The sequence below is a fragment of the Xenorhabdus ehlersii genome (assembly GCF_003610465.1).
Lineage (GTDB): Bacteria > Pseudomonadota > Gammaproteobacteria > Enterobacterales > Enterobacteriaceae > Xenorhabdus > Xenorhabdus ehlersii.
In genome coordinates this window covers 720642-742833 of sequence record NZ_RAQI01000001.1, presented here as the reverse complement: position 1 = coordinate 742833, position 22192 = coordinate 720642, and the positions used below count along the sequence as shown (strand labels likewise).

Below are 22192 nucleotides of genomic sequence, written 5' to 3'. Positions count from 1 at the left end.
GATGGACTTTATATGACTATGGCATCTGAACAAACGGGAGTTAACCTTCCCCTTGCAAAACATTATCAAAAATTATTCTCTACCCACTGCCATCCAGCATTATTTCGGCCGATGCCGGGTTATCCACAGGATGATGGAGAAAGCGTATTAACACTTTCCCCCACATTACAGAATGCGCTGCATAAGGTTAGCCAAGGAGATACTATCAACCTCTGTGCACTGCTTTCAGTTGCGCTGACTCGAATTGCGCATCGTTATATTCAGGCTGACTATCCTCTCAGTCTGGCTTATTCTCTAGCGCAAACAGGGTTCACCCAGACTCAGAATTTTTTACTGACTGATGCTGGCGATAATCTCCAGCAAACTGTAGTTGAGGCGCTAGTGGCTACGCGTAGTAAAATCACCGACTGTTTGCAATTGGGTGAGGCACGTTTCGCCGATATACAATCGATCCTTGCTGCTTCGCCTGGAGCACCACCGCTGCCAAGTGTGCAATTGTTAGTACGGGCTGATGAGACTTGTCTGGCTACGCGTTACGCTAACACGCTGCAGATTGGTTACTGCCAGACGCAGTCTGATAAGCTAACATTGAATGCTGATGCTCGCCACTACCCCTCCTCTTGGCGTGATTCTTTGCTGAATAACTTAGTGATAACTCTGGAATCGATGGTAGCTAATCCCAGAGAAATCCTGAGTAAACTGCCTACTTTGAGTACCATTGAACAAGATCGCGTTCTGGACTTTGCTCAAGGAGAAAAGCGACCCTATACCAATTCACTTCGTCTTGAACAGGTACTGGAGGAACGTGCTCATAATACTCCTGAGGCATTAGCTCTGATTGCTGGCGAAACACGCTGGAGTTACCGCCAATTGAATGAACAGGCTAATATCATCGCCCATAATTTACGGCGGCGTGGTGTGGTATCTGGTGACGCGATTGCCGTGATGTTGCCACGCGGACCAGAAATGATGGCGGCGATTTACGGTGTACTCAAGGCTGGTGCGGCATATGTGCCAGTTGATCCTAGTTATCCAGCTAACCGACGCGACTATATTATTCGCGATAGTCAGGCGAAGCAGGTGCTGATTGCCACAGGACAGGGAGAATTTAATCCCGGTGCGCTAGAAGTCGGTGATTTTATCAATGAAACTGGTGATATGTTAGATCTACAAGTTGATGCCGATTCGCACGGCCTTGCTTATATGATTTATACTTCTGGCTCGACTGGCAATCCTAAAGGTGTGATGATTGAACACCATTCGGTGTTTAACCGCATAGAGTGGATGCAAAACTGTTTTCCACTTCAATCAGGAGATGTGATTCTACAGAAAACACCAATATCTTTCGATGTCTCCGTCTGGGAGCTATTCTGGTGGATGATGGCGGGAATTACCGTTTCCCTGTTACAGCCAGGTGGTGAGAAAGAACCAGATGTTCTGTTGGAGACTATAGAGCGTGATAGTGTTACTCATATGCACTTTGTACCTTCAATGTTAGACGCGTTCTTGAATACGTTGGAAGCTGGCAAATCCGCAGCTCAGTTATCATCTCTGAAGGTAGTGTTTACCAGCGGTGAAGCTTTAACATTGCATCAGTCTTCGCGCTTTTTCACGATTGTAACGCCACAAAATAGTGCGCGTCTGGTCAATCTTTACGGTCCAACTGAAGCTACTGTCGACGTCACCTATTATGAGTGCCAGCCAGAAGAAACGCGTGGTTCGATTCCTATTGGTCGTCCGATCCAGAATACTGATATCTATATTCTTGATACTGACTCTCAACCTGTGCAAATGGGTGTAGCGGGCGAATTATGTATCGCTGGGGTTAACTTAGCACGCGGTTACCTTAACCGACCAGAGCTAACAGCAGAAAAATTTTGTACTCTTCCTGCCCCACTTAACTGTCGAGTTTATCGCACTGGTGATTTAGTACGTTGGCTACCGGATGGTATGATTGAATACCTAGGCCGTATTGACCATCAAGTGAAAATTCGAGGCTATCGAATCGAGCTGGGAGAAATCGAAAATACGGTACTTTCCGCTCCAGGAGTGAAAGATGCTCGTGTTGTCGCGTTGGCACGCGAAGATGGCAGCAAATACCTCACCGCTTATATACTACCGACTGTTGGTTACGATGAACAACAGGTACGCCGGAAACTGTTAGCAGTTCTGCCTGAGTTTATGGTGCCACCGTGGTTTATTATACTGGATGCTTTTCCACTAACTCCGAACGGTAAACTGGATCGCGCGCTGTTGCCTAATCCTCTGAAGTACGCTGTTAACCAAACCACCGTCCTGCCACAGTCTGCGGATGAGAAATTATTGGCAGCCATCTGGTGCGAGGTGCTAAATCTAGAAAAGATTAGCATCCACGACAACTTTTTTAGCCTCGGAGGCGATTCCATCACCTCGTTGGGAGTGATCAGTCGCGCGCGTAAAGCCGGTATGGTAATCGGTTTCCAAACAATATTCAGGTATCCAACCATTGCCAGTCTGCTACCACATATCGAGAAGGTGACTGGAGGCGAAGAGAGCAGCTGGCAGCCTTTCAGCCTGCTGCGCGCAGAGGATAAAGAACAATTGCCTGATGGATTGGAAGATGCTTATCCCATGTCTTTGCTTCAGGCGGGGCTGATTTTCCAGAGCGAGTTACAGAAAGGAGCTTCTTGGTATCACGATATTCAGGTTTACTCTCTATTCAGTCAATTCGATGAAGTAGCATTCACTCTAGCTCTACACCGCATAGTACGCGAACATCCGATATTGCGTACCAGCTATCATCTACAAGCATTCAGTGAGTTTGTGCAGTTCGTTCACAAAGAGATTCCCCTCCCTCTGTGGATCCACGACTGGAGGGAACTGGACAGTGACAGCCAGTCTACCCGCCTTGAACAGTTTCTTGATGAAGAGAGTCACTACCAATTTGACTGGACTCAACCGGGACTGATTAGGGTACATATCGCACTGAAAAAAAATGATAATTTCGACTACATCCTCAGCTTCCACGATTCAGCTCTGGACGGCTGGAGCATTAATTTATTCCACACCCGACTACTAACCTATTATCACCAGTATCAGCGGAAAGACGCAATTATTGATGTACCTTTCACCGATAATTTCCTCCGTAAGTATATAGCTATGGAGCAGGAGACACGTCGTAGCACGATTACTCGCGATTTTTGGCGGCAACAGTTGGCAGACTATGAGCCAATTCCGTTACCACGCTTGAGAGTAAAACAGGGCGATATTCCACAGATCGCCTACCACGATATTCATATCTCTACAAAACTGTCAAATCAGTTGCGTGCGTTGGCGATTTCACTGAATGTGCCAGTGAAAAACGTGCTGATGGCGGCGCACCTTCGAGTGTTAGGACTAATTTGCAATAGTCAGACGGTAATCACCGGCTATGAACACAGTGGCCGCCCAGAAGAAGAAGGAGTCGAGCAGGCTATCGGGTTGTTCCTCAACTCGTTACCATTCCGTCTGGAGCTTGACACGCAAGAGAGCTGGTCTGGGCTCATAGGGAGAGTGCACCAATTGGAAGCCAACATGTTGCCTCACCGCCGCTATCCGATGGCAGATATGAAGTCTATGCTGAACGTGACTGAAACTCTGTTTGAAGCGGTATTCAACTTTACTCACTTCCATATGCTTAAAGCATTGGAAAAAATCCCAGGCATGCAGGAACTGGATGTGCGCGTGAGAGCCGAAACTGAATTCCCGCTGCGCGCAGAGTTTTCGCAAAACGCCTACACTGATCAGATACAGCTGAGTTTACATTATCATACCAACGAATTTGATGTGGCTCATATAGCGCGGATAGGTCACTATTATCATGCAGCACTCAACAGCATGGTCACTACACCTCAAATTAGCTATCTAAACACAGATTTGCTATCTCTTGATGAGCACCAGCAGTTGCAGGTTATTGGTCAGGGGCCATGTCGCCCGCTGCAAATTTGCAGCGCTCCAGAGCAGATCGCTACACATGCACAACTGACGCCGGAAAAAATTGTCCTTCAGGATGTAGAAACGACATTAAATGCCGCCACGTTAGAGGTGAAGGTAACGGCACTGGCTTCAGCACTGGATAGCACTGTTCCACCTCAGGTGGTGGTTGCGGTGGCTCTGCCACGCAGTGTCCGTTGGATAACTGCAATGGTAGGTATCATGCGTGCAGGACGTGTCTATATGCCACTCGATCTTGATAATCCTGATGCCCGTTTACAAGAACTACTGATTGAGGGGCAGGTAAGCGCTATTATTGGGGATGTTTCCTCTCTAAGACGCCTAGAAGAATTGGCGCAGGAGGTACAGCATTCTGTCATCTGCATCGATTTTGCCACTGTAACAGTAATGTCGCCGCTGACGCTTCCTTCGATGCCGGTGATGAATGACCTAGCCTATGTATTGTTCACCTCCGGTTCTACTGGCAAACCAAAAGGAGCATTGCTTGAGCATTCGGGAATGATGAACCATATGATGGCGAAGCGTGACGATTTACAGATAACAGCAGACGATGTGCTAGCACAAACTGCACCAGTTACATTCGATATTTCCATCTGGCAAGCATTAACTGGCTTAGTGGTCAATGCTCGCACTGTAGTTTACAGCAAAGAGCAGCAGCTGGACCCAGCTCAGTTCTGTCAGCAGCTGATGACGGATGGTGTAACTCTGCTAGAGATCGTGCCGTCTTACTTTGCCGTATTGTTGGACTATCTAGAGCAATCGCCGCGTTCTTTAGGTGCCTTGCGTATGCTGATTCAGACTGGCGAGGCTCTTAAAAATGAGCAGGTGGCTCGCTGGTTCGAGCTCTATCCCAATATTACGCTGGTTAACGCCTATGGTCCTACAGAAGCTTCAGATGATATCACTCACCACATATTCACTGCACCACCCGCCGATGCCATTGTGCCTATCGGTCGACCAGTGCAGAACATGTGGATTCATATTCTGGATGAACAGGATAATCTGGTGCCTTTCGGTACTAGTGGTGAAATCTGCGTTACCGGTGTGGGCGTAGGGCGCGGCTATATTAACACAGCTGAGAAAACTCAGCTGGCGTTTGACTTCAACCATCCACTGGCGGCTTGGTCTAATGGACGTTTATATCGCACTGGTGATCGCGGTAGATGGCGGACTGACGGTAACCTAGTTTATGAAGGACGCAAGGATGAACAAGTAAAAATTCGCGGTATGCGTATTGAAATTGGAGAAATCGAAAATACACTTATGACTGCTTCAGGAGTGCATAATGCGGCAGTGGTGCTAGATACACGTGATAGCAGTGATCGACTAGTGGGATTTGTTCAGGGTAGCGATGATACGGATGCCATAATGAGACATATCAGCCAAATATTACCTGACTTTATGCTACCGCAGGCGCTGATCCATTGTCATCAAATCCCACTTAACGCAGCGGGTAAAGTGGATAAAAAGCAGCTTCGTTCGTTGGCCTCTTGCCTTGTGCAAACGCAGATAACACAGCTGAAACCATTAGAAACAGAAAGTGAACGCACGCTGGCACAATTCTGGTCCCAGATACTAAAAGTGCCGTTTGAAAGTATCGGGCGTGACAGCGACTTTTTCCATTTAGGGGGGCATTCGCTGCTGGCGATGTCTTGTGCCATCCACTCAGATGGCCGCTTTACTCTTGCGGATATTTTCACCCACCGCACTCTGCGCCGATTGGCTGAGTTGAAGCCAACGTCTGGCATCCGCCCAGTATTACAAACGATTACCGCTGCTAACGAAGGATTACCTTTACTGTGCTTCACTTATGCGGGGGGTAATGCAATCAATTTCAGGTCAGTTGCTGATGCTATGACTCAATATCAACCTTTGCAAGTTTTCGCAGTAGAGGCTCCGGGCAACGATCTGTCACAACAGGATACTCCTATCTCACTACAAGAGCTGGTAACACGTTGCTGCATAGAACTAAAACAGAAAGGTATCGATCGCGTAATCGTTTGGGGTCACTGCTCTGGTGTTGGTGGTGTAACTCTATTCATGCAAATGGCACAGCAATATGACATCAACATTGAAGCTGTTATCCTCTCCGGTAAGTTGCTGAGACCTGAAGAAGTACTACAGAAGCAAATAGATGAAACACGCGCAATGTCAGATGACCAAATTGTTAATTGGTTACGTGATTCTACCGGACTAGATCTAGATCGCGACCTGCCATCAGAAGCAATTACACGAATGGCGGCAGCTTACCGTAATGATGCAATTGAAGGTAACCTAGCTCTGACTCAACTGTGGAAGGCCACATCCACGCTAACCTCACTGCGTGTGCTATGCTTATTAGCTGAAGATGATCCGCTCACCAAAGACTGGTTGGAACTAGCAAATAACTGGAGTTGTCTAGCTGAAGAATTGATAGTGAAGGTTCTGCCTAAAGGTGGACATTACTTTATTAAGTCTGAACCAGAAGCAGTTGCGCAACTACTACTTGAACAGTTACCAATTCTTAGAGGACTGGAAAAACTGAATAACTAGCTGATTCAAAAAATTATCCTCTATGAGGATAGTACCGCTCGCTTAAACGCGAGCGGCTCTCTTTTTAAGAAAGTAACAGTATATTATGTATAACGCTAACTTCTTGTACTATAACAATTCATAAAAAAATCGAATAATAATTCAGGTGATTAGACAAAAATGAGATAATGAAAAACATATTAATCCAACTTAAAGATGCATATTATATTTCAGATTGAAAATCTGAAATATATCGAATACACATCCACCAATACGGGATTCTAAAATAGAATGAAATCAAAAACAATCTCAGAAAAATCTTATCATATTGATTTTGAACTTGTTGAAAATTTAATTCAGTCTGAAGAAGTAAATATATTCATGGTTGAAAAATTGCTAGAAAACATTAAATCAGAGGGAGCATGGAAAAGTGTTCTACCTATTGAATATGAATCAAGATGGATTATGGATGGTAATCACAGATTAAATGTTGCGTACAGGCTAGGATTGTTATTCATACCTGTAGTAAGATTAAAATATAATGATCATAGAGTGAAAGTATATAATTGGGAGAATGATAAACTATATTGCATAGATAATTTATCACGAGAAATAGAGAGTAAAAAAATTCTTCCCTATAAAACAACTAGACATTTATTTGAACCATTACTTCCAGATGTTAATTTTAATTTAAATACCCTTTGCGATAAGAAAGTATGGCTAGATATCTCAGGTTCATCTATACCAATCTAACTTGAAGATGCAGGTTTTAAAATCTGAAAATTATCAGTCAGTCGAGTCGTGAGCTCTTTCGCTTTTTCTGGCAAAGTGACATGAAAAAAGTGACGAAGAGTTTCACGGAAGGTCTTCGCATCCGGAAAATAGATATTGTTACGCACTTGCTCATTCATATACTTCCACAATCGCTCTATCGGATTGAGGTTTGGGCTGTAAGGCGGGAGGTAATGCAATTCAATATTCAGGACATACGCAATATCTTTCACCAACTCGGCTCGATGGTAACCCGCTCCATCCAAAATGATGTGGATTTTTTGCGAAAGCGGGTAAGTTTCTCGGAGCGCACCGAAGAAATAGGCGATATTTTCGGCATTGATGCGCGGATATTCACGGATCACGGTGTCTTCAATCCGTTGTAAATTCAGGGCGCCCAGAATATTGAGACGGGTACGACTGCCGGTGGTTTCGATCCCTTTTACCTGATTTTTTCCTGCTTTCATCCAGCCATAGCTGAGCTTTGTGGACTGTGAAGGATGCACCGCATCAATAAATAGGATCGGTTCATTCTGCCCCGCTTCCTCTTTCAGCGCCTTGTAGTCATCAATAAATTGTTGCTGTTTGTGCGCATCGAATTTATGAGGAACACCCTTGGGTTTTTTATAGCTGAAACCTTGGCGGTGAAGCCATTTTGTCATTCCGCCCACGCTGAAAGAAACCTGCCAACGGGCTTGGACATAGGCCACAATTTGGGTTGTGGTATGCATCAAATTGGCGGTCAAATAATCAATCAGGTCGGCGGTTTGTTCGGCAGAGAGATGGCTTTCAGAGCCGCCATTTTCTGGGGTGAGCTTTTCCTGCGCGATAAAATCTTTCAGGTGACGGCTGACCGTACTTTCATGAATACGCAAGGCCTGTGCAATCATCTGAGCAGTCCAACCTTCTGAGGCCAAAAGCACCGCCTTAATGCGATCACAGACTCGACTGTCGCGAGTAGTATCATGCATCAATTCAAGGGCGTGTTTTTGTTCTGGTGTCAGATGAATTTTCATGGTTGCATGCATGATCTGATTTGGATAAGAAATCAAGCATCTTCAATGGCGATTGGTATAATAAGCATAATCTATCACATACACAGGAAAGGATCCCGCTTTGATTAAAAATCAATCAGTAACCAGATATTGATAATTTTGTACATTCAATGCGACTTTATTGATAGATATCTATATTTAACTGTGTGTTTATTGAATGGAAAGAGTGTTATTTTTACTCATAATAAACATATGAAAAAATGTTAGATCTCGTCCTGGTTGACTATTCCTGATTCAATCGCTACATTAATTTCGTATCTTAAATGATCCATTGCCTGCAAGGATCAGCGTTGAGCGGCGAAACAAATCTATGGTCTTCCCCGTTTTTGCAACACTCATTTTGATGTATGGTTGGCTTGCTTAAATCTATCCGGCGTCTCTATGAGTATGGATACCCGCGCCACGATGAGTTCTGCGCCTGATGAACCTTAAAAACTCCCCGGCTTCAATGAGCCATTTTGTTTCTTAGGTTATTCATCAGGCCGATTGGCCGTTCATGTCATCAATAATCAGTCTTCGCAAAACCAGATAGGTAACGTGTATTTCACTGTTTAATCATCAAGTTATTGAATCAGCCAGCCTCTATTAGGCCTGATACTCATTTTGTCGAGTAGTGATTGCCCAGGCTATTCTTGCCAGCTTATTAGCCAATGCACAGGCAACCACATTCGAATGTTTCTTGCTCAGTTGTGCCTGAACCCACTCGGCAAGTCTCCCATGCTGATGCTCAAGCCGCATCATAAACGCCCGGGCGCATTGAACCAGCAATCGGCGCAAATTTTTGTTGCCGCGTTTGCTGATACCCAGCAGAGTCGGTTTTCCCCCTGTACTGTATTGTCGGGGAACAAGCCCCATCGAAGCCGCAAAATCCCGGCTGCATGAAAATTGTTTTCCGTCACCAAGCTGGGATGAAAGTAGGCTGGCGGTAATGGGTCCTACCCCCGGTATTGTCATCATGCGTTGAGTCGCATCGTCCGCTTTGATGGACTGTTTTAATTCTAATTCCAACGTGGTTATTTGCTCGACAAGATAAAGGTAGTGGGCATGTAATTTCATCAGTAAACGGCTCAGATAATCGGGCACGTCGTGTTCTGCCAGAACCAGAGATAACCGTTTAATGACCGCCTCGCCTTTTGGCAGACTGATACCAAACTCCAGCAAAAAGGCGTGCATTTGGTTAGTGGTCTTTACCTTATCTTTGATGAGTGATTCTCTGACACGATGCAGTGCTCTCATCGCCTGTTGCGTCTCCGTTCTCGGCTGGACAAAACGCATTGAGGGGCGTGATGCCGCTTCACATATCGCCTCTGCATCAACGAAATCATTTTTGTTACTTTTGACAAAAGGACGAACAAACTGCGGAGATATCAGCTTCGCATCATGGCCTAAATCAGCGATCCGACGAGCCAGAAAATGTGCACCCGCACAAGCTTCCATCACGACGGTAGTCGATGTACACCCAGCTAAAAATTCCATTAATTTTGGGCGGGTAAATTTTTTACGCAGCATAGTCTTGCCGAATTTGTCCTGACAATGGATATGGAAAGAATGCTTGCCGAGATCGATACCAATAAGGGTGACGTTTTGCATGATGGACTCTCCAGAAAAAATACTCTATAAAGAGTATGGTTCACAAGGTGGGGAAGACCATCTCATTAACTCCCGTAGCCTGCAAGGGAGTGCTAAATTGCGGTACATCTGCGCACTTTTGGAAGCAGATATCCTCGGACACCTAACCCTCCGTCTGGGGATGAAAGTTTCCCGGTGGTATTCATCATCGGCTATTCACATACATAACCGAGCAGAACATGCTCTGCCTTACGTTAATCGATACCGTTTTAACCGGTACAACATTCACCTGCATTTTGCATTTATCACGATAAACGTCCCGAAAACGGCGCGGCGTCACTTGTGTTGAAGCGCAGCGATGACCAAGTGACGCCGCCAGGCGTCCAACGTCCAGAGCACGTAGAGCCTGACTTTACGGCCGATTTGAACCCCGCATTACTCAGTGAAACCACTCATAACAGACCACTAACCGCCATTTTGTTTGATTGATAAACGATCGTCTTATCGGATTTTCAACCCATTGCCTGATTGCAGGCTGATGCAGTAAAAATGAAGGAGAAATTCATCACGTCAAGATAATGAGGCGTTCATCCTGAGTGAATCAGGCACTGAACGGGGAGTATGCCACCGCCGTGCTGAGCACGTAGCGAACTCCTGCAAAAACTTATAGCTAAATCATATTAATATGACATAATATCTAAACCTAAGGTGACAAGGCATAAAATGAGATGGGTTACAGCTTAGATTTTCGAAAGAGAGCTGTGCCGACAACTGGAACCGGAAGATGTGACGATGCTGACCAGTCAGTTGCGGGCGTTACCCGTTGAACAGGCGCAGACCGTGTTGAATTGTCTGGGCAAGGCGTTGCGGGCAGGGAAAATCGGCAATCCGGTTGGCTGGTTACTGACGATGATGAAACGGGCACGGGACGGGAGATTATATGGACAACCTGAAACGGCTGTGACCACGCCTGCTCCGGCCAAGGCACCTGTTGAATTCACTCAACATATTGAGCGTCCTGTTTCACCTTCCTCACAAACCCATGTACGCAGTGTGGTGAAAGACATCCGTCAGCGGCTGACAATGGCGAAATACCGCAATGATAATATTGATTAACCTGAGCTTCGCTTAAGGGAAGGGAACTAAAGTGCCTGAGGCACGATCAACGTTTTTGCTAAAGAAAACAAAATAGTGGAGACCCTCAGGTATGTATAATTTAGAAGAACTTTACTGCTGCGTCGATGACTTTTGCCAAAAATTTATCCCTCTCTGGCATCAACAACTCATTGAAAATGGATTACGTAAACGGCACCGTGAGGCATCCCTTTCTCTGAGTGAAGTCATGATGATCCTCATTTTATTTCATATGAGTCATTATCGTGATTTTAAAACATTTTATATTGAACATGTAAAACAATATCTTACAGCCGATTTTCCCGGATTAGTCAGCTATACTCGTATCCTCACCCTGAAGAAAAGGGCGCTTATTCCTTTATGCGCTTTTCTTTCATCACGTAAGGCGCAAACTCAAGGGATTGCTTTTATTGATTCTACCAAAATTGCTGTTTGTCACAATCTTCGTATTCTCCGTCATCGCGTATTTGAAGGGATGGGGTTGTGATATCAATTTATTGATCATGTATAATCTTTCTATTTGGAGAACATTCAAATGGCAAAGATTGATGTAACCTGCCCCGCTTGTCGTGCGTTTAAAGGGATCCATCGCAATGGGCGCTCACGTTCTGGTCATCAGCGTTATCTTTGCCAATCCTGCCGTCATTCCTGGCAACTTGAGTTCACTTATGCCGCATGTCGCCCCGGAACCCATAAGCAAATCGTCGATATGGCCATGAATGGCCTGGGATGTCGGGCGACAGCGCGGGTGATGGGGATTGGCCTAAATACCGTGCTTCGCCACTTAAAAAGCTCAAACCCAAATCGGTAACAGAAGCCATTGCACCCGGCACCGAAGTGATTATCTGCTGTGAAATGGATGAACAATGGTCGTACGTGAAGTCAAAGAAACAGTCGCGCTGGCTCTTTTACGCCTACGACAGGACAAGACGAAAAGTGATCGCACATGTTTTTGGTTCAAGGACAAAGAAAACATTAATGCGCCTGATGGCCTTGCTGGCACCTTTCAATATCGTTATTTATATGACAGATGGCTGGAAAAGTTATGAAAAAGCATTGGCAGGGAAACTGCATGTGGTCAGTAAGCGTTATACCCAACGTATAGAGAGGCATAATCTGAACCTTCGTCAGCATTTGGCAAGACTGACGCGAAAAACATTATCTTTTTCAAAATCCATAGAAATGCATGACAGAGTTATAGGATATTATCTGAACATTCATCACTATCAATAAATTGTAGTCATAACCCAACGCCTTAAATGAGTCAGGTCAGGATCTCATATTTTTTATATAGTTATTATGGATAAAAAAATCTATTGGCTTAATAAATAAACAAGCCCTGTTAAAGCAGGGCGATCTGTTGATAATAATAAAAAAACACTCAGAACGGGATCTCATCCCACTCCATTTCCTCCGTTTCTTCCGGCAAAGTTGAATGCTATGCCATCTGAGTGGGCGTGCGCTCCTTTTTAACGCCCTGAGAGGACTGTGGCTTCTGGACTGATTTCGGTGCGGTCTGCTGCATAGCCACTGGCTTTGCATCGCCATGGCTACCCAACATCTACATGGTGCCGTTCACATTGACCACCACTTCCGTTGAATAGCGATCCTGCTCTTGGTTGTCCTGCCACTTGCGTGTTTGCAACTGGCCTTCAATGTAAACCTGAGCACCTTGAACAGGGCAAACATGATATCGCCCAGCGGCTGCGTCAGCGTGTTACCCCCATCATGCGTTATGCCGTCCAAAATGATATTTTGGAATCCAACCCGGCGAACGACATGGCAGGTGCTCTCACTACCATCCCGCCCATGCCCCATGAATGTTTACCTGATTTCCTGAACCGATTGTCTGCTTACCGTAGGCTCTTACTGACCAAAATCGCGGTAGAAACCTGTTCATGAATTAACAAAAGAATTAAGGGATCCTCTTTATGGTGATAAAGGTTATCTCCGTCAGGAACTGGCTGACGATTTAGCTAAAACGAGGCTCACTTTCATCACCAAAAAGCGCCGAAATATGAAAGCTCATATGCAAGCTGAATGGGATAAGATAATGTTATCAAGGCGTTTTATTATTGAAACAATTAATGGGCAATTAAAAATCATTTCTCAAATAGAACACTCGCGCCACCGAAGTATAAAAGGATTTCTGTTGACTGTTTTAGGGGGTGTGATTGCTTACTGCCTTAAATTGAAAAAGCCATCACTTAAAAATTTCTACTCAGAAGACGATTTTCCAGTGATGGCTTAAGCGGAATTCGGGTTATTTTAATAATAAAGATAACAAAACAGATCTGACAAAAATTCTTGATTATGATTGATATCAATTGGCAAGAGGATTAGGGTTAAACTGTTTGTGTAAGTTCGCCTGATCAATTACAAAAATGTATTGCCGAAATTATGCAACAGAACGGCTTATTCTTGATCGAAATTAAATGTGAAAATCAACACACAACGCCAAATAAAGAATATAACAAACGCATAAAAGCATTCCCACTCGTATGAAAGGTGAAAAGGCATGAAGTCAAAACTCATTATCATCAATTCGTGCGTTATACTGGTATTAGGATTATTTTCTATAGATCTTTATAATCCAGCACTACCTATAATAAAAACCGCACTCGCAATTACTGACAATCAGGCACAAAGCCTTGTTGTTTATTATCTCATTGGTTTCGCTGTATCCCAACTTTTTTATGGACCTCTCTCCGATAAACACGGACGCATTCCTGTTATTGTATTTTCCTTATTATTTTCCGCTATCGGTAATTATCTGACTTCTACGGCTGAATCATTTCACACACTATCTCTTTTCCGGCTTCTGACCGGTATTGGTGCAGGTGGGTGTCCGGTTATTAGCAGAGCTATACTCAGTGATACTTTCAGGGATAAGACAGAATTATCTAAATCGCTGGCTATTTTTTCGATGGCATCACAAGTCTCGCCTGCTTTCGCACCTGTCATTGGCGGGTATATTACAGAATATCTGCCGTGGAAGTTTAATTTTATAGCTCTTACCATAATGATGCTGATAGGTGCATTTTTTGTAAAAATGACGTTGCCGGAAACATCACCGATGAAATCAACAGACAATGGCCGGATAACAGGTTTTCGAATTCTGTTATCTGACATTAATTTTGTTGTATACAGTGTTGTTTCTGCCGTTTTGTTTGCTATTACCATTGGTTATTTTACTGCCAGCCCTTTCGTATTCCAGACACAATTTGAATTATCTTCATCACAGAATGGATATCTGTTTATAGTTTATTCTGCTGGGATCGTAATAGGTTCATTGCTGACAAAAAAGTGGTTGTCACATTCCACACCTGAAAGAATTCTGAAAGTTTCACTCCCGTTATTAGTGTTGTTTACAGCGATGGCGCTCATTTTTATTTATTTTACTCAGATATTATCGATTGAATTTATCATTATTTATAGTTTTGCGGTAGGGCTAGGATGTGGACTGTCTTCTCCATTATTACTTGGGATAAGTTTGCATGGATATCCAGAATTGTCCGGAACAGGCAGTGCTTTACAAGGAGCACTAAAAATGGCCGGGGCAGCCATTGTATTATGGTTTTTCTCTAGTGGGCATACAACAACAGCAGCGGGTTTAATGTGGGGACTTTTCATTCTTGCCTTGATTTGTTTTGTTTTCATTACTTTTACTCTGTATAGGGTATCCGAAACAAAAAACCGGCGCTTATAGAGCAACCAAAATTGATAATGTTATCTTCACTGTCACACTAACGGAGGGTCACGTATCCAACCCGTTGGTAGTTGTGTATAATCACCCTGATTTCCCCACCTTGCTCAGTTATACCCGTTTCGTCAGTGTCGCGCCTTCCGTTTTGGTTCCTCTGTGCAGTTATCTGACTAAATTAAAAGGAAAACCCACAGGCATTGCTTTTATTGATTCCACCAGTTTGAAAGTTTGCCATAACATCCGCATTCCCCGCCATCAGGTCTTTCAGGGGATAGCCCAACGCGGAAAAACTTCAATGGGTTGGTTTTACGGTTTTAAGTTACATTTGGTCGTCAATCATCAGGGGGAAATTCTGGCGCTTAAAGTGACTGCCGGTAATGTGGATGATCGGGAGCCCGTTCGCGAATTAACAACAGAATTAACGGGATCTCTTTACGGTGATAAAGGTTACCTCAGTCAAGAGCTCGCGGACGATTTAGGCAAAACCGGTGTGACTTTCATCACCCAAAAGCGCCGAAACATGAAAGCCCATCTGCAAGCTGCATGGGATAAGATAATGTTATCAAGGCGTTTTATTATTGAAACGATTAATGGACAATTAAAAATAATTTCTCAAATAGAACACTCGCGCCACCGAAGTGTAAACGGATTTTTGCTGACTGTTTTAGGTGGGCTGATTGCTTACTGCCTTAAATGGAAAAAGCCATCACTGAACATTTTCTATTCGGAAAACGATTTTTCAATAACAGCTTAAACAGAATTCGGGTTAATTAAGGAGCTAGAAGCGAATAAAGAGGAAAAAATTATCACTAAATCATTACCTAGCTCGTTTTACAATACAGAGTTAAGTGACTTACTGTCACTCGCTAGTCGCAAGCAACTTATATTGGCAGGTTTTATGAGCCATATGTGCGTCACTGCCACAGCTATCAAAGCACTAGAATTGGGATATGAAAACTTTGTCTGTGCCGATGCTTGTGCCAGCCGTGACTTAAAATATATTGATGGTTCATTAGTTGATGCAGATTCAGTACATAAAGCGGCGATGGCGGCTTTGAATGATAGATATGCAACTTTGGTCAATTGTTCTGATGTCATCAACTAAAAGCACGTGGAAAACAGAAAGAAACAGGAGAGGCATTTAGCCCCTCCTATTATTTCTCGTTTTTACCCTATGACAGATTTGGAATTAGGCAACAAAAGCGGCTGTTCAATCTTAACAGGTTGTATATTTTGCCGTAGCTGCTCATAAGCACCGCCGATATCAGGGAATGAAGCCATAGCCTCGCTCAACTTCACCAGACTCGGGCTTTCCACCTCTAAAACAGGAATGACGGTATGAGCGGCAATATCTGGTTGCCTACTGGCCCAGGATAAGTCCACCAGCATATTATGAGTATCTCCTTGTTTACTCATATTCTCAACTAGATGCGCCACGTCAATCACCGAAGTAGCGCCCGCCAGATTAATATGCAAATGCTGATGAGATTTGGCCTGGTTACCAAATACCTGACGCACCACCAATGCTGTTCCATTGCCGGAGTCGGTCAACATCAGGTCGTCATCGTGTCGGCTAACGAGAAGACTTTTCGGATTGGCTATCGGTAAGATCAGACGATCTAAAGACTGTTCCGGATCGTCATTATCGATGATCACCGTACGGTAGTGGGTCCACATCTCTTCACTGAATCGATAGGTATCGTGATTGGCTCCACCATACAGTACCAGACTATCGATACCATCAATAATCGGCAACTTTAGATTATCATTAGCCTCACCTCCTTGGAGTAATAGAGATGAATTGATTCGCTCTATTCCAATGGATTTATTGAGTATTTTTACCCCACTACTATCACTCTGGTATAACTCCTGAGTCAGTTGGTTATACACATACGCCGCCTTATTTTTGGCATCGATTCCCAGAAAACGCAAATTGCCTGAGGCAGGAATTCCATTCCCGGAAAATATCTGACCGCTGTCAACATCAAACCAATCTTGCATATTGTTATTCTGCAAGGTCAGAACCCCTTTGGCCTGCCACTGATTGGCAAGTTCAGTGAGTGCCTGTGACAAATGAGCAACATTATTCTGGTGCCAATCTTTGTCAACACCGATTAACCGCAATTCACCGTTATTAGCTCGTATCAGGATCTCGCCCTTGACTGTGATCAGACGTATACCAGCATCTACCTGTTGCGCCGCCTTAAGAGACAACTCAGGTGTCAACTCACTGGCAACAGGAAGTTGTGCCGAAGCATTAAGTACGAAGCCGGAATCAAAAGCATCAGCCAATGCATTCGTAGCCATAGTTGGCTGGCGATATAGCTTACCACTTTCAGGTTCAAAGAGACGCGCAGAAGTACCATCAGCTTCGAACCCCAGGAATTGTAGTGACTTACTCTGTAGCATGGCTGAAGCCATCACAACTTGTCCATTGTGGTACCACACGGGCAACAAGCTTTTGCCATCGGTGCCCTTGACTCCAAATACCGCCAGAGTGGCCCCGCCATTTGTGACACTAGCCAGATCCTGCCACCAGTGGGGATGTCCCTTGAGCCAATGCTCGTTAACTGCTTCGTAGTTAAGTTGCCCCAATGCATCAAGTTGTGCTACACGTCCATCCTCAGTGATGGCAAGCAGGCTACCATTCAGGTTAACTACGTTGGCTAACGGTGGTGTGTTGATACGCAAAGCAGTGGGTTGATTAGCGTCAAGAACAGCCTGACCCGGGCCTTCCTGACGGAACAAAGCATTCTGCTTTTTACTGTAGAAGAAAAACACTTCCGTGCCAGCGGGACGGGAAATACTACCCGCTAACACAAGGTCAGCCGGGATCTGCCAGGCACTGCGAGTCTGTTCGTGCTCTTTAGAGTACAAGGTTTGTTCTTTCGGTGGTGCCAGATTCGGTTTAATCAGTGTTCCATCGCTGGTACGTATCCAATAGCGGTGTGCCACACCGGCTGCATCCGTACCAAATATGGTGACCAACTCGGCACTGGTCGGTTCGATCAGCCGATCACCCAATGTATACACCGAAGTTTCACGTTGAGTGCTATTGCTCTTGTAACCCCGAAGTACAGTCTTAAGTTCGTCACCATGCCGATCTGTGCGTGCGGAAAGCTGGAGTAACTCATCATCACCCACTACACTCACTAACTCCATTCGGTCACCGGCGATCCGGTAACTCAACTCAGCTTCTCTCTCCTCCAACTGATAACGGCGCGCCAAGTAGACTGCATCTCCTTCTTGCCATAACCGACTTATCTTGCCTGCATTCTGGTTGAACCATGGCTCAAACTGCGCGTTGACTTGTCCAGTGGCTATATCTACCCGCCACGCTACCGCATTATCGGCATCGTAGAAATAAGCATGGTCACCCATCACCGCACCCAATTGGGCATGTTTAGCTTGTTCGTGAGGAGTATCGGTGAACAGCATTCGCTTGTTGGAGACGTCATAGAAAGCTCGGCCAACATCATGCCCGTTGTGATTGTAGTTCTCTACTACTACATACTGTCCGTGCAACTGATGCGCTTTGGCCAGATCATTTAGGTGTTGCTCAATTTGCTGGCCGGGCATTTGCCACTTGTTCGCATCTTCGCTTATCACCTGAGTTGTCAGATTGGAAAAATCGACTTTACTAACTTCATTTTTGCCGTTGACTACCAATACCTGATCGTTCTGAGCGGGATCGAGTTCGACCACTACGCCACCGACTACCAGTCGGTTTTTCGAGACATTGATAGTATCACTGGCGAGCTGACTGCTATCGATGATCCAGCGCGACGGTACATTACTACTGCCATCCGCGTTGGTGACGTCGCTGATGAGCTTCACGCTGGTGCCTTCATTCAACCCGATCAGGTATTCACCACCAACCCCCTTGATTTCGTAATGCAGATAGCCGTGCAGTTCCTTGGGGAGCTCAGGCACTATCAGTTTCCTGTTGCGTTGATCGAGCACCACTTCGATCGGCGTTGCTACATACTCCTGATGGATCCTGCGGATCGTCGCTTCACCTGGGAAGATGTAGAAATCGTAATCGAAGCGTTTATCCTCTTCAAGTCTGCGAATAACATCAAAACCCGTATCGTGACGCGTTGTTGCACCAGGAAGTTGCATATATTCGTACCTGATGAAGGATTTAGGTGTCCCCGGCAGGATTAATACGCTACTGTCACTATGATCGAATTTATGAGAGGCATCCTTGTAGCCAATTCCGCTACGTACCTCTATCGCCTGGCTGCGGTCATGAACCATCTTTGGAAAATCACCGACCCAGAAGAAATAATTGATTTTCCCTGAACCAGTAGGACCTGAATGGGTGCGATAAATGTACTGACTGTCAAAATTAATCTGATTATTACGCAGATCCAGAGTCTTAATCACAGCCCCGGCTAATGGTATCAATACTTTATTCTCGCTGTCATACCGATAGCCATTGCCCTTGTAAGCCTTGTCGAGCATATCGAAGTAACGACCCACCGCCTTGACATCCTCAGCAACGGCACCAAAAGCTTGAGCCAGAGCAGTAAAGCCCACTGCGAGCCCGCCAAGGATCACGCCTGCGCCACCAAGTACAGCAGAGGCCGTCGAGGCGCCAACCAATCCGGCACCAACCCCGGCAGCACCTGTAACGAAGCTGGCTGAATCGAATGCCAGCTGGGTTCCGAACACGGCCTTCTGTGTATCCGTTTCGGCATGGGCTAGCTCATAGGCATCCAACCCAACCAAGGCACCACCAAGAAGCACACCTATGCCTTCATTGGCGGTATGAGCCAGAGTTGAAGAAAACTGATTGAGCGAAGTTTCCGCAACCATCACTTCACCGCGTAACGCCGTGCGCACCAACTTGATAACGTTGGTGACATCGTTCACGTTTCCGTGAATCATCTGGGCGTAGTTAAGGTAACTATGGATTTTAAGTGCGGTGGCCAGATCAGGCGAAGTACTCCCATGTGCCGCATCGTTGCGCTTCTTGTCGGCAAACCACTGGATTAGCGTTTGCACTGCAAATCCAGCATTCAGCCCATCAATCGGAGCTGCCTCACCGTGTACTCCATTGAACTGTAACTGGCCGCGTTCAAGGTTAAAATGCTTGCCCAGAGTGAGGATATGTTCATCAACGAAACGACGGAATTTGAAAAAAGTGGCATCGTTGCTGCTCACCAAACGCGTCTCCTCCAGGTGATCGCGATTGATGAATTGGATACTGTAACGACCTTCCCCCTGTTCCTCAATACTGCCAATGACTGGCATCCAACGCTGGTCAAGCTTATTTTCCTGAGTAAGCGCTGTAATGGCCTTATCGAATTTTGCTCCCCACTGTTCAGCATCAAGGGTAGCCAATGTGGTGCGTAACTGAGCATCCTCGGCAATTTTCACTTCGGCATTGACCGCTTGCTTGACCCACTGTCGTTGTTCTATCACAGTGGCAAGTTCGTCAGGACGGATCAAGTCAGCAACATCTAAGCCATTGCCTACAGGGACTCTTGCCATCCTGGCGGGATCGATCTCCACCAGATTGAAGGTAGGGACAGACTTACTACCAAACGCACTATAGTGAACAGCCAAACCACGTTTGACTAAATGTTTTTCCATAGCATGTAAGAGGTTACCCGAATTGTCGAATGCAAAAATTCCGAAATTTGGATCATAGAAATAGTAACGACGCCCTTTAGCTCCAACAGTGCTCCCCACCATCATGGCATGGTTTTGAGTATTGAGGGCGAACGTCGAAGTGCCCATCGTTTCCTTCAACAAAGAAACAACCTCAGACAAGGTAACCTTCTCTTCCAGAGCTTTTGACGCTTGGTTAGCCTCAACATTGGAGTGCAGTCTTACCAGACTGTTTTTTAGCAGTGTGGAACTGCCAGCTTGAGGGGAGGCTGCGGCAAAAAAGAGTTTTTCCACCAAGCTATTGATACTTGCTTCACCACCGTTGGCTAGTGCTACCGCCATAGCCCTGACCAGGGGATAACAACGACCACCAGATGCATCTCCAACCAACGACAAATAAAAATCTTGTGGTATCAGACGACTGAAGCTGCTACCGGCATACTGAAAGTCCTCGCTGAACACCGCTGTCTGCTTCAATACTTTGTCGATATATTCAGCCTGGCTAACTTCAGTGATACGACCACTCAAGGCTCCCTGCTGTTTAGGGGTAAGCGGGCTATCAAGAAACAGTTTTTTCATCTCCAGAATTGACATCCCATCGTTAAAACCTGGAATGGTGATATCCTGAAAGCTCTGTAAACCATCGGTAAACTCAGTACTTCTCGGCCCACTTCGCTGGTAAGCTTCGGCAATAGCATAACGCTCGCCCACGTTATAATCGCGTTCCTGCCCGCCGCCTTGGATAGCTGTATCATCAATCCGCACCACTGCATCTATACCGTTTCTGGACTTGATCTGCTGCCATAACCAGCTTTGTTCCACGGAAAACACTTCACGCAAGACTGAATCGTATTGCTCCTTGTAGTGCTCCAGCGTGATATTGATATACTTTATCTGTTCATCAATCTGAGCAATCTTAGAACTGTCTCTGGTGTTTCGTCGATCCTCATAGAGTGTATTTCGGGTATCCACCAACGGCTGAGTTTCGGTTCTGATCGCAGCCTGAATCTGGTCACGCAACCTAATCCACGCAGCAATTGCTGGATGATGAGGAGAAAATTCTCCCTGTTCATATATACCATCAGAGATCCCTTCAACTGACACGCCAAACTGTGCAGCCGCCTTTTTCAGTTTTTGATGAATCTTCTCACGATAAGTGGAGAATTGGGCCTTGCTACGCTCAGTCGCTTGACTGTCAGCCTCCTGAATCAATATTGGTTCCTCACCACCACGCAATTTCGGCCAGATATCCAGACCTTCCCGCTGATACTCCTGACGCTGGAACACCAATTGCCATTTACCCTCAACGTATTGCATGTATGCCGCGGCGAGACCTTCAGCGGTATTTGCTACCTGATAATCCTTAAAATCCACTGCCATGACCACGTTATCGTATAGCAGCGAACTGTTGACTCGTCCGTCGTGATAGACTCGGTAAGTATCAGCATCAAGATCGGTCACCACCAGTGAACATCCTGACAACGATCCAGTGAACAGAAAACTTCCCGGAATTGTATGCTTGGGAATATCTACATAGGCCGGCAACGTATTAGCCTGGTTTGCACCGTTATAGCCAAGGAAATAGGCTGGTACGCTGTTAGCATCACTCCCGGCTATCTCATTCGGGCTTCGATCAGCGTATTCAATCTCATATAAGCCTGACTTAACTTTCACCAATTTGGCATTTCCTTCTGCCGGGAGTCGCCCTGCTCTAACCAGTGTCTCGGCACTGATAGTATTGAATTTCGCAAATAACTCAGGATTGATAGCAAACTGTTGGATATCAGCGCTACCCTGACGGGGTACCGCCTGAGCAGACACAAGCAGCGATTGGTAGCTGTTATTAGGCATAGCA

General features: G+C 45.4%; 11 protein-coding genes and 5 pseudogenes. 12 read left to right on the top strand and 4 right to left on the bottom strand.

Annotated features, from left to right (window positions below):
- Positions 1–12: 12 nt before the first annotated feature.
- A complete protein-coding gene (locus tag BDE27_RS03540; RefSeq protein ID WP_099133980.1) occupies positions 13–6504 on the top strand; it encodes a non-ribosomal peptide synthetase in 6492 nt (2163 codons plus the stop codon).
- A 270-nt stretch (positions 6505–6774) separates the two neighbouring features.
- Positions 6775–7236, top strand: coding sequence for a ParB N-terminal domain-containing protein (locus BDE27_RS03535; protein ID WP_099133979.1), 462 nt, complete (start codon positions 6775–6777; stop codon positions 7234–7236).
- Here the strand turns inward: BDE27_RS03535 and BDE27_RS03530 are convergent.
- Both BDE27_RS03530 and BDE27_RS03525 read right to left on the bottom strand, forming a co-directional pair.
- Positions 7233–8270: an IS630 family transposase gene (locus BDE27_RS03530; RefSeq protein ID WP_120211325.1), complete on the bottom strand. Its 1038-nt coding sequence runs from the start codon at positions 8268–8270 to the stop codon at positions 7233–7235. The two genes, BDE27_RS03535 and BDE27_RS03530, sit on opposite strands and share 4 nt — an antisense overlap.
- Before the next feature lie 624 nt (positions 8271–8894).
- On the bottom strand, positions 8895–9899 hold the full coding sequence (locus tag BDE27_RS03525; protein WP_099134140.1) for an IS110 family RNA-guided transposase: 1005 nt from the start codon (positions 9897–9899) through the stop codon (positions 8895–8897).
- Between BDE27_RS03525 and BDE27_RS19215 the strand changes: the two genes are divergently transcribed.
- The 5 genes and pseudogenes from BDE27_RS19215 (at position 9898) to BDE27_RS03510 (ending at position 12245) form a co-directional block, all read left to right on the top strand.
- Complete coding sequence (locus BDE27_RS19215; protein ID WP_147423939.1) at positions 9898–10227, top strand: hypothetical protein; 330 nt, start codon at positions 9898–9900, stop codon at positions 10225–10227. The two genes, BDE27_RS03525 and BDE27_RS19215, sit on opposite strands and share 2 nt — an antisense overlap.
- The gene (locus tag BDE27_RS19335) at positions 10221–10367 is read left to right on the top strand and encodes a hypothetical protein (protein WP_167450533.1); all 147 of its coding nucleotides are present in this window, start codon (positions 10221–10223) and stop codon (positions 10365–10367) included. The genes BDE27_RS19215 and BDE27_RS19335 overlap by 7 nt, the downstream gene beginning before the upstream one ends.
- 303 nt (positions 10368–10670) lie before the next feature.
- Positions 10671–10994: a hypothetical protein gene (locus BDE27_RS03520; RefSeq protein ID WP_244208678.1), complete on the top strand. Its 324-nt coding sequence runs from the start codon at positions 10671–10673 to the stop codon at positions 10992–10994.
- Between the two features lie 91 nt (positions 10995–11085).
- Positions 11086–11490, top strand: a pseudogene (locus BDE27_RS03515) (transposase); the annotation flags it as partial.
- Positions 11491–11547: 57 nt separating this feature from the next.
- A protein-coding gene (locus BDE27_RS03510) for an IS1 family transposase (protein WP_244208676.1) occupies positions 11548–12245 on the top strand; the annotation gives its coding sequence in 2 pieces (ribosomal slippage) (positions 11548–11797 and positions 11797–12245; 699 coding nt in all).
- A gap of 205 nt (positions 12246–12450) precedes the next feature.
- Here the strand turns inward: BDE27_RS03510 and BDE27_RS19780 are convergent.
- A pseudogene (locus BDE27_RS19780) lies at positions 12451–12687 on the bottom strand (single-stranded DNA-binding protein); the annotation flags it as partial.
- 5 nt (positions 12688–12692) lie between these two features.
- Between BDE27_RS19780 and BDE27_RS03500 the strand changes: the two are divergent.
- The 5 genes and pseudogenes from BDE27_RS03500 to BDE27_RS03480 all read left to right on the top strand — a co-directional run.
- Positions 12693–12902: pseudogene (locus BDE27_RS03500) on the top strand (phage integrase central domain-containing protein); the annotation flags it as partial.
- Positions 12901–13263: pseudogene (locus BDE27_RS03495) on the top strand (transposase); the annotation flags it as partial. The pseudogenes BDE27_RS03500 and BDE27_RS03495, both read left to right, overlap by 2 nt.
- A gap of 267 nt (positions 13264–13530) precedes the next feature.
- On the top strand, positions 13531–14721 hold the full coding sequence (locus BDE27_RS03490; protein ID WP_099134110.1) for a multidrug effflux MFS transporter: 1191 nt from the start codon (positions 13531–13533) through the stop codon (positions 14719–14721).
- A gap of 76 nt (positions 14722–14797) precedes the next feature.
- Positions 14798–15472 (top strand): annotated as a pseudogene (locus tag BDE27_RS03485) (IS982 family transposase); the annotation flags it as partial.
- A 15-nt stretch (positions 15473–15487) separates the two neighbouring features.
- Positions 15488–15823 carry an isochorismatase family protein gene (locus BDE27_RS03480; RefSeq protein ID WP_274540014.1) on the top strand — a complete coding sequence of 112 codons (336 nt, stop codon included), beginning with the start codon at positions 15488–15490 and terminating at the stop codon, positions 15821–15823.
- A 62-nt stretch (positions 15824–15885) separates the two neighbouring features.
- Here the strand turns inward: BDE27_RS03480 and BDE27_RS03475 are convergent, their stop codons facing one another.
- The gene (locus BDE27_RS03475; protein WP_099133907.1) at positions 15886–22188 is read right to left on the bottom strand and encodes a TcdA/TcdB pore-forming domain-containing protein; all 6303 of its coding nucleotides are present in this window, start codon (positions 22186–22188) and stop codon (positions 15886–15888) included.
- Positions 22189–22192 lie beyond the last annotated feature (4 nt).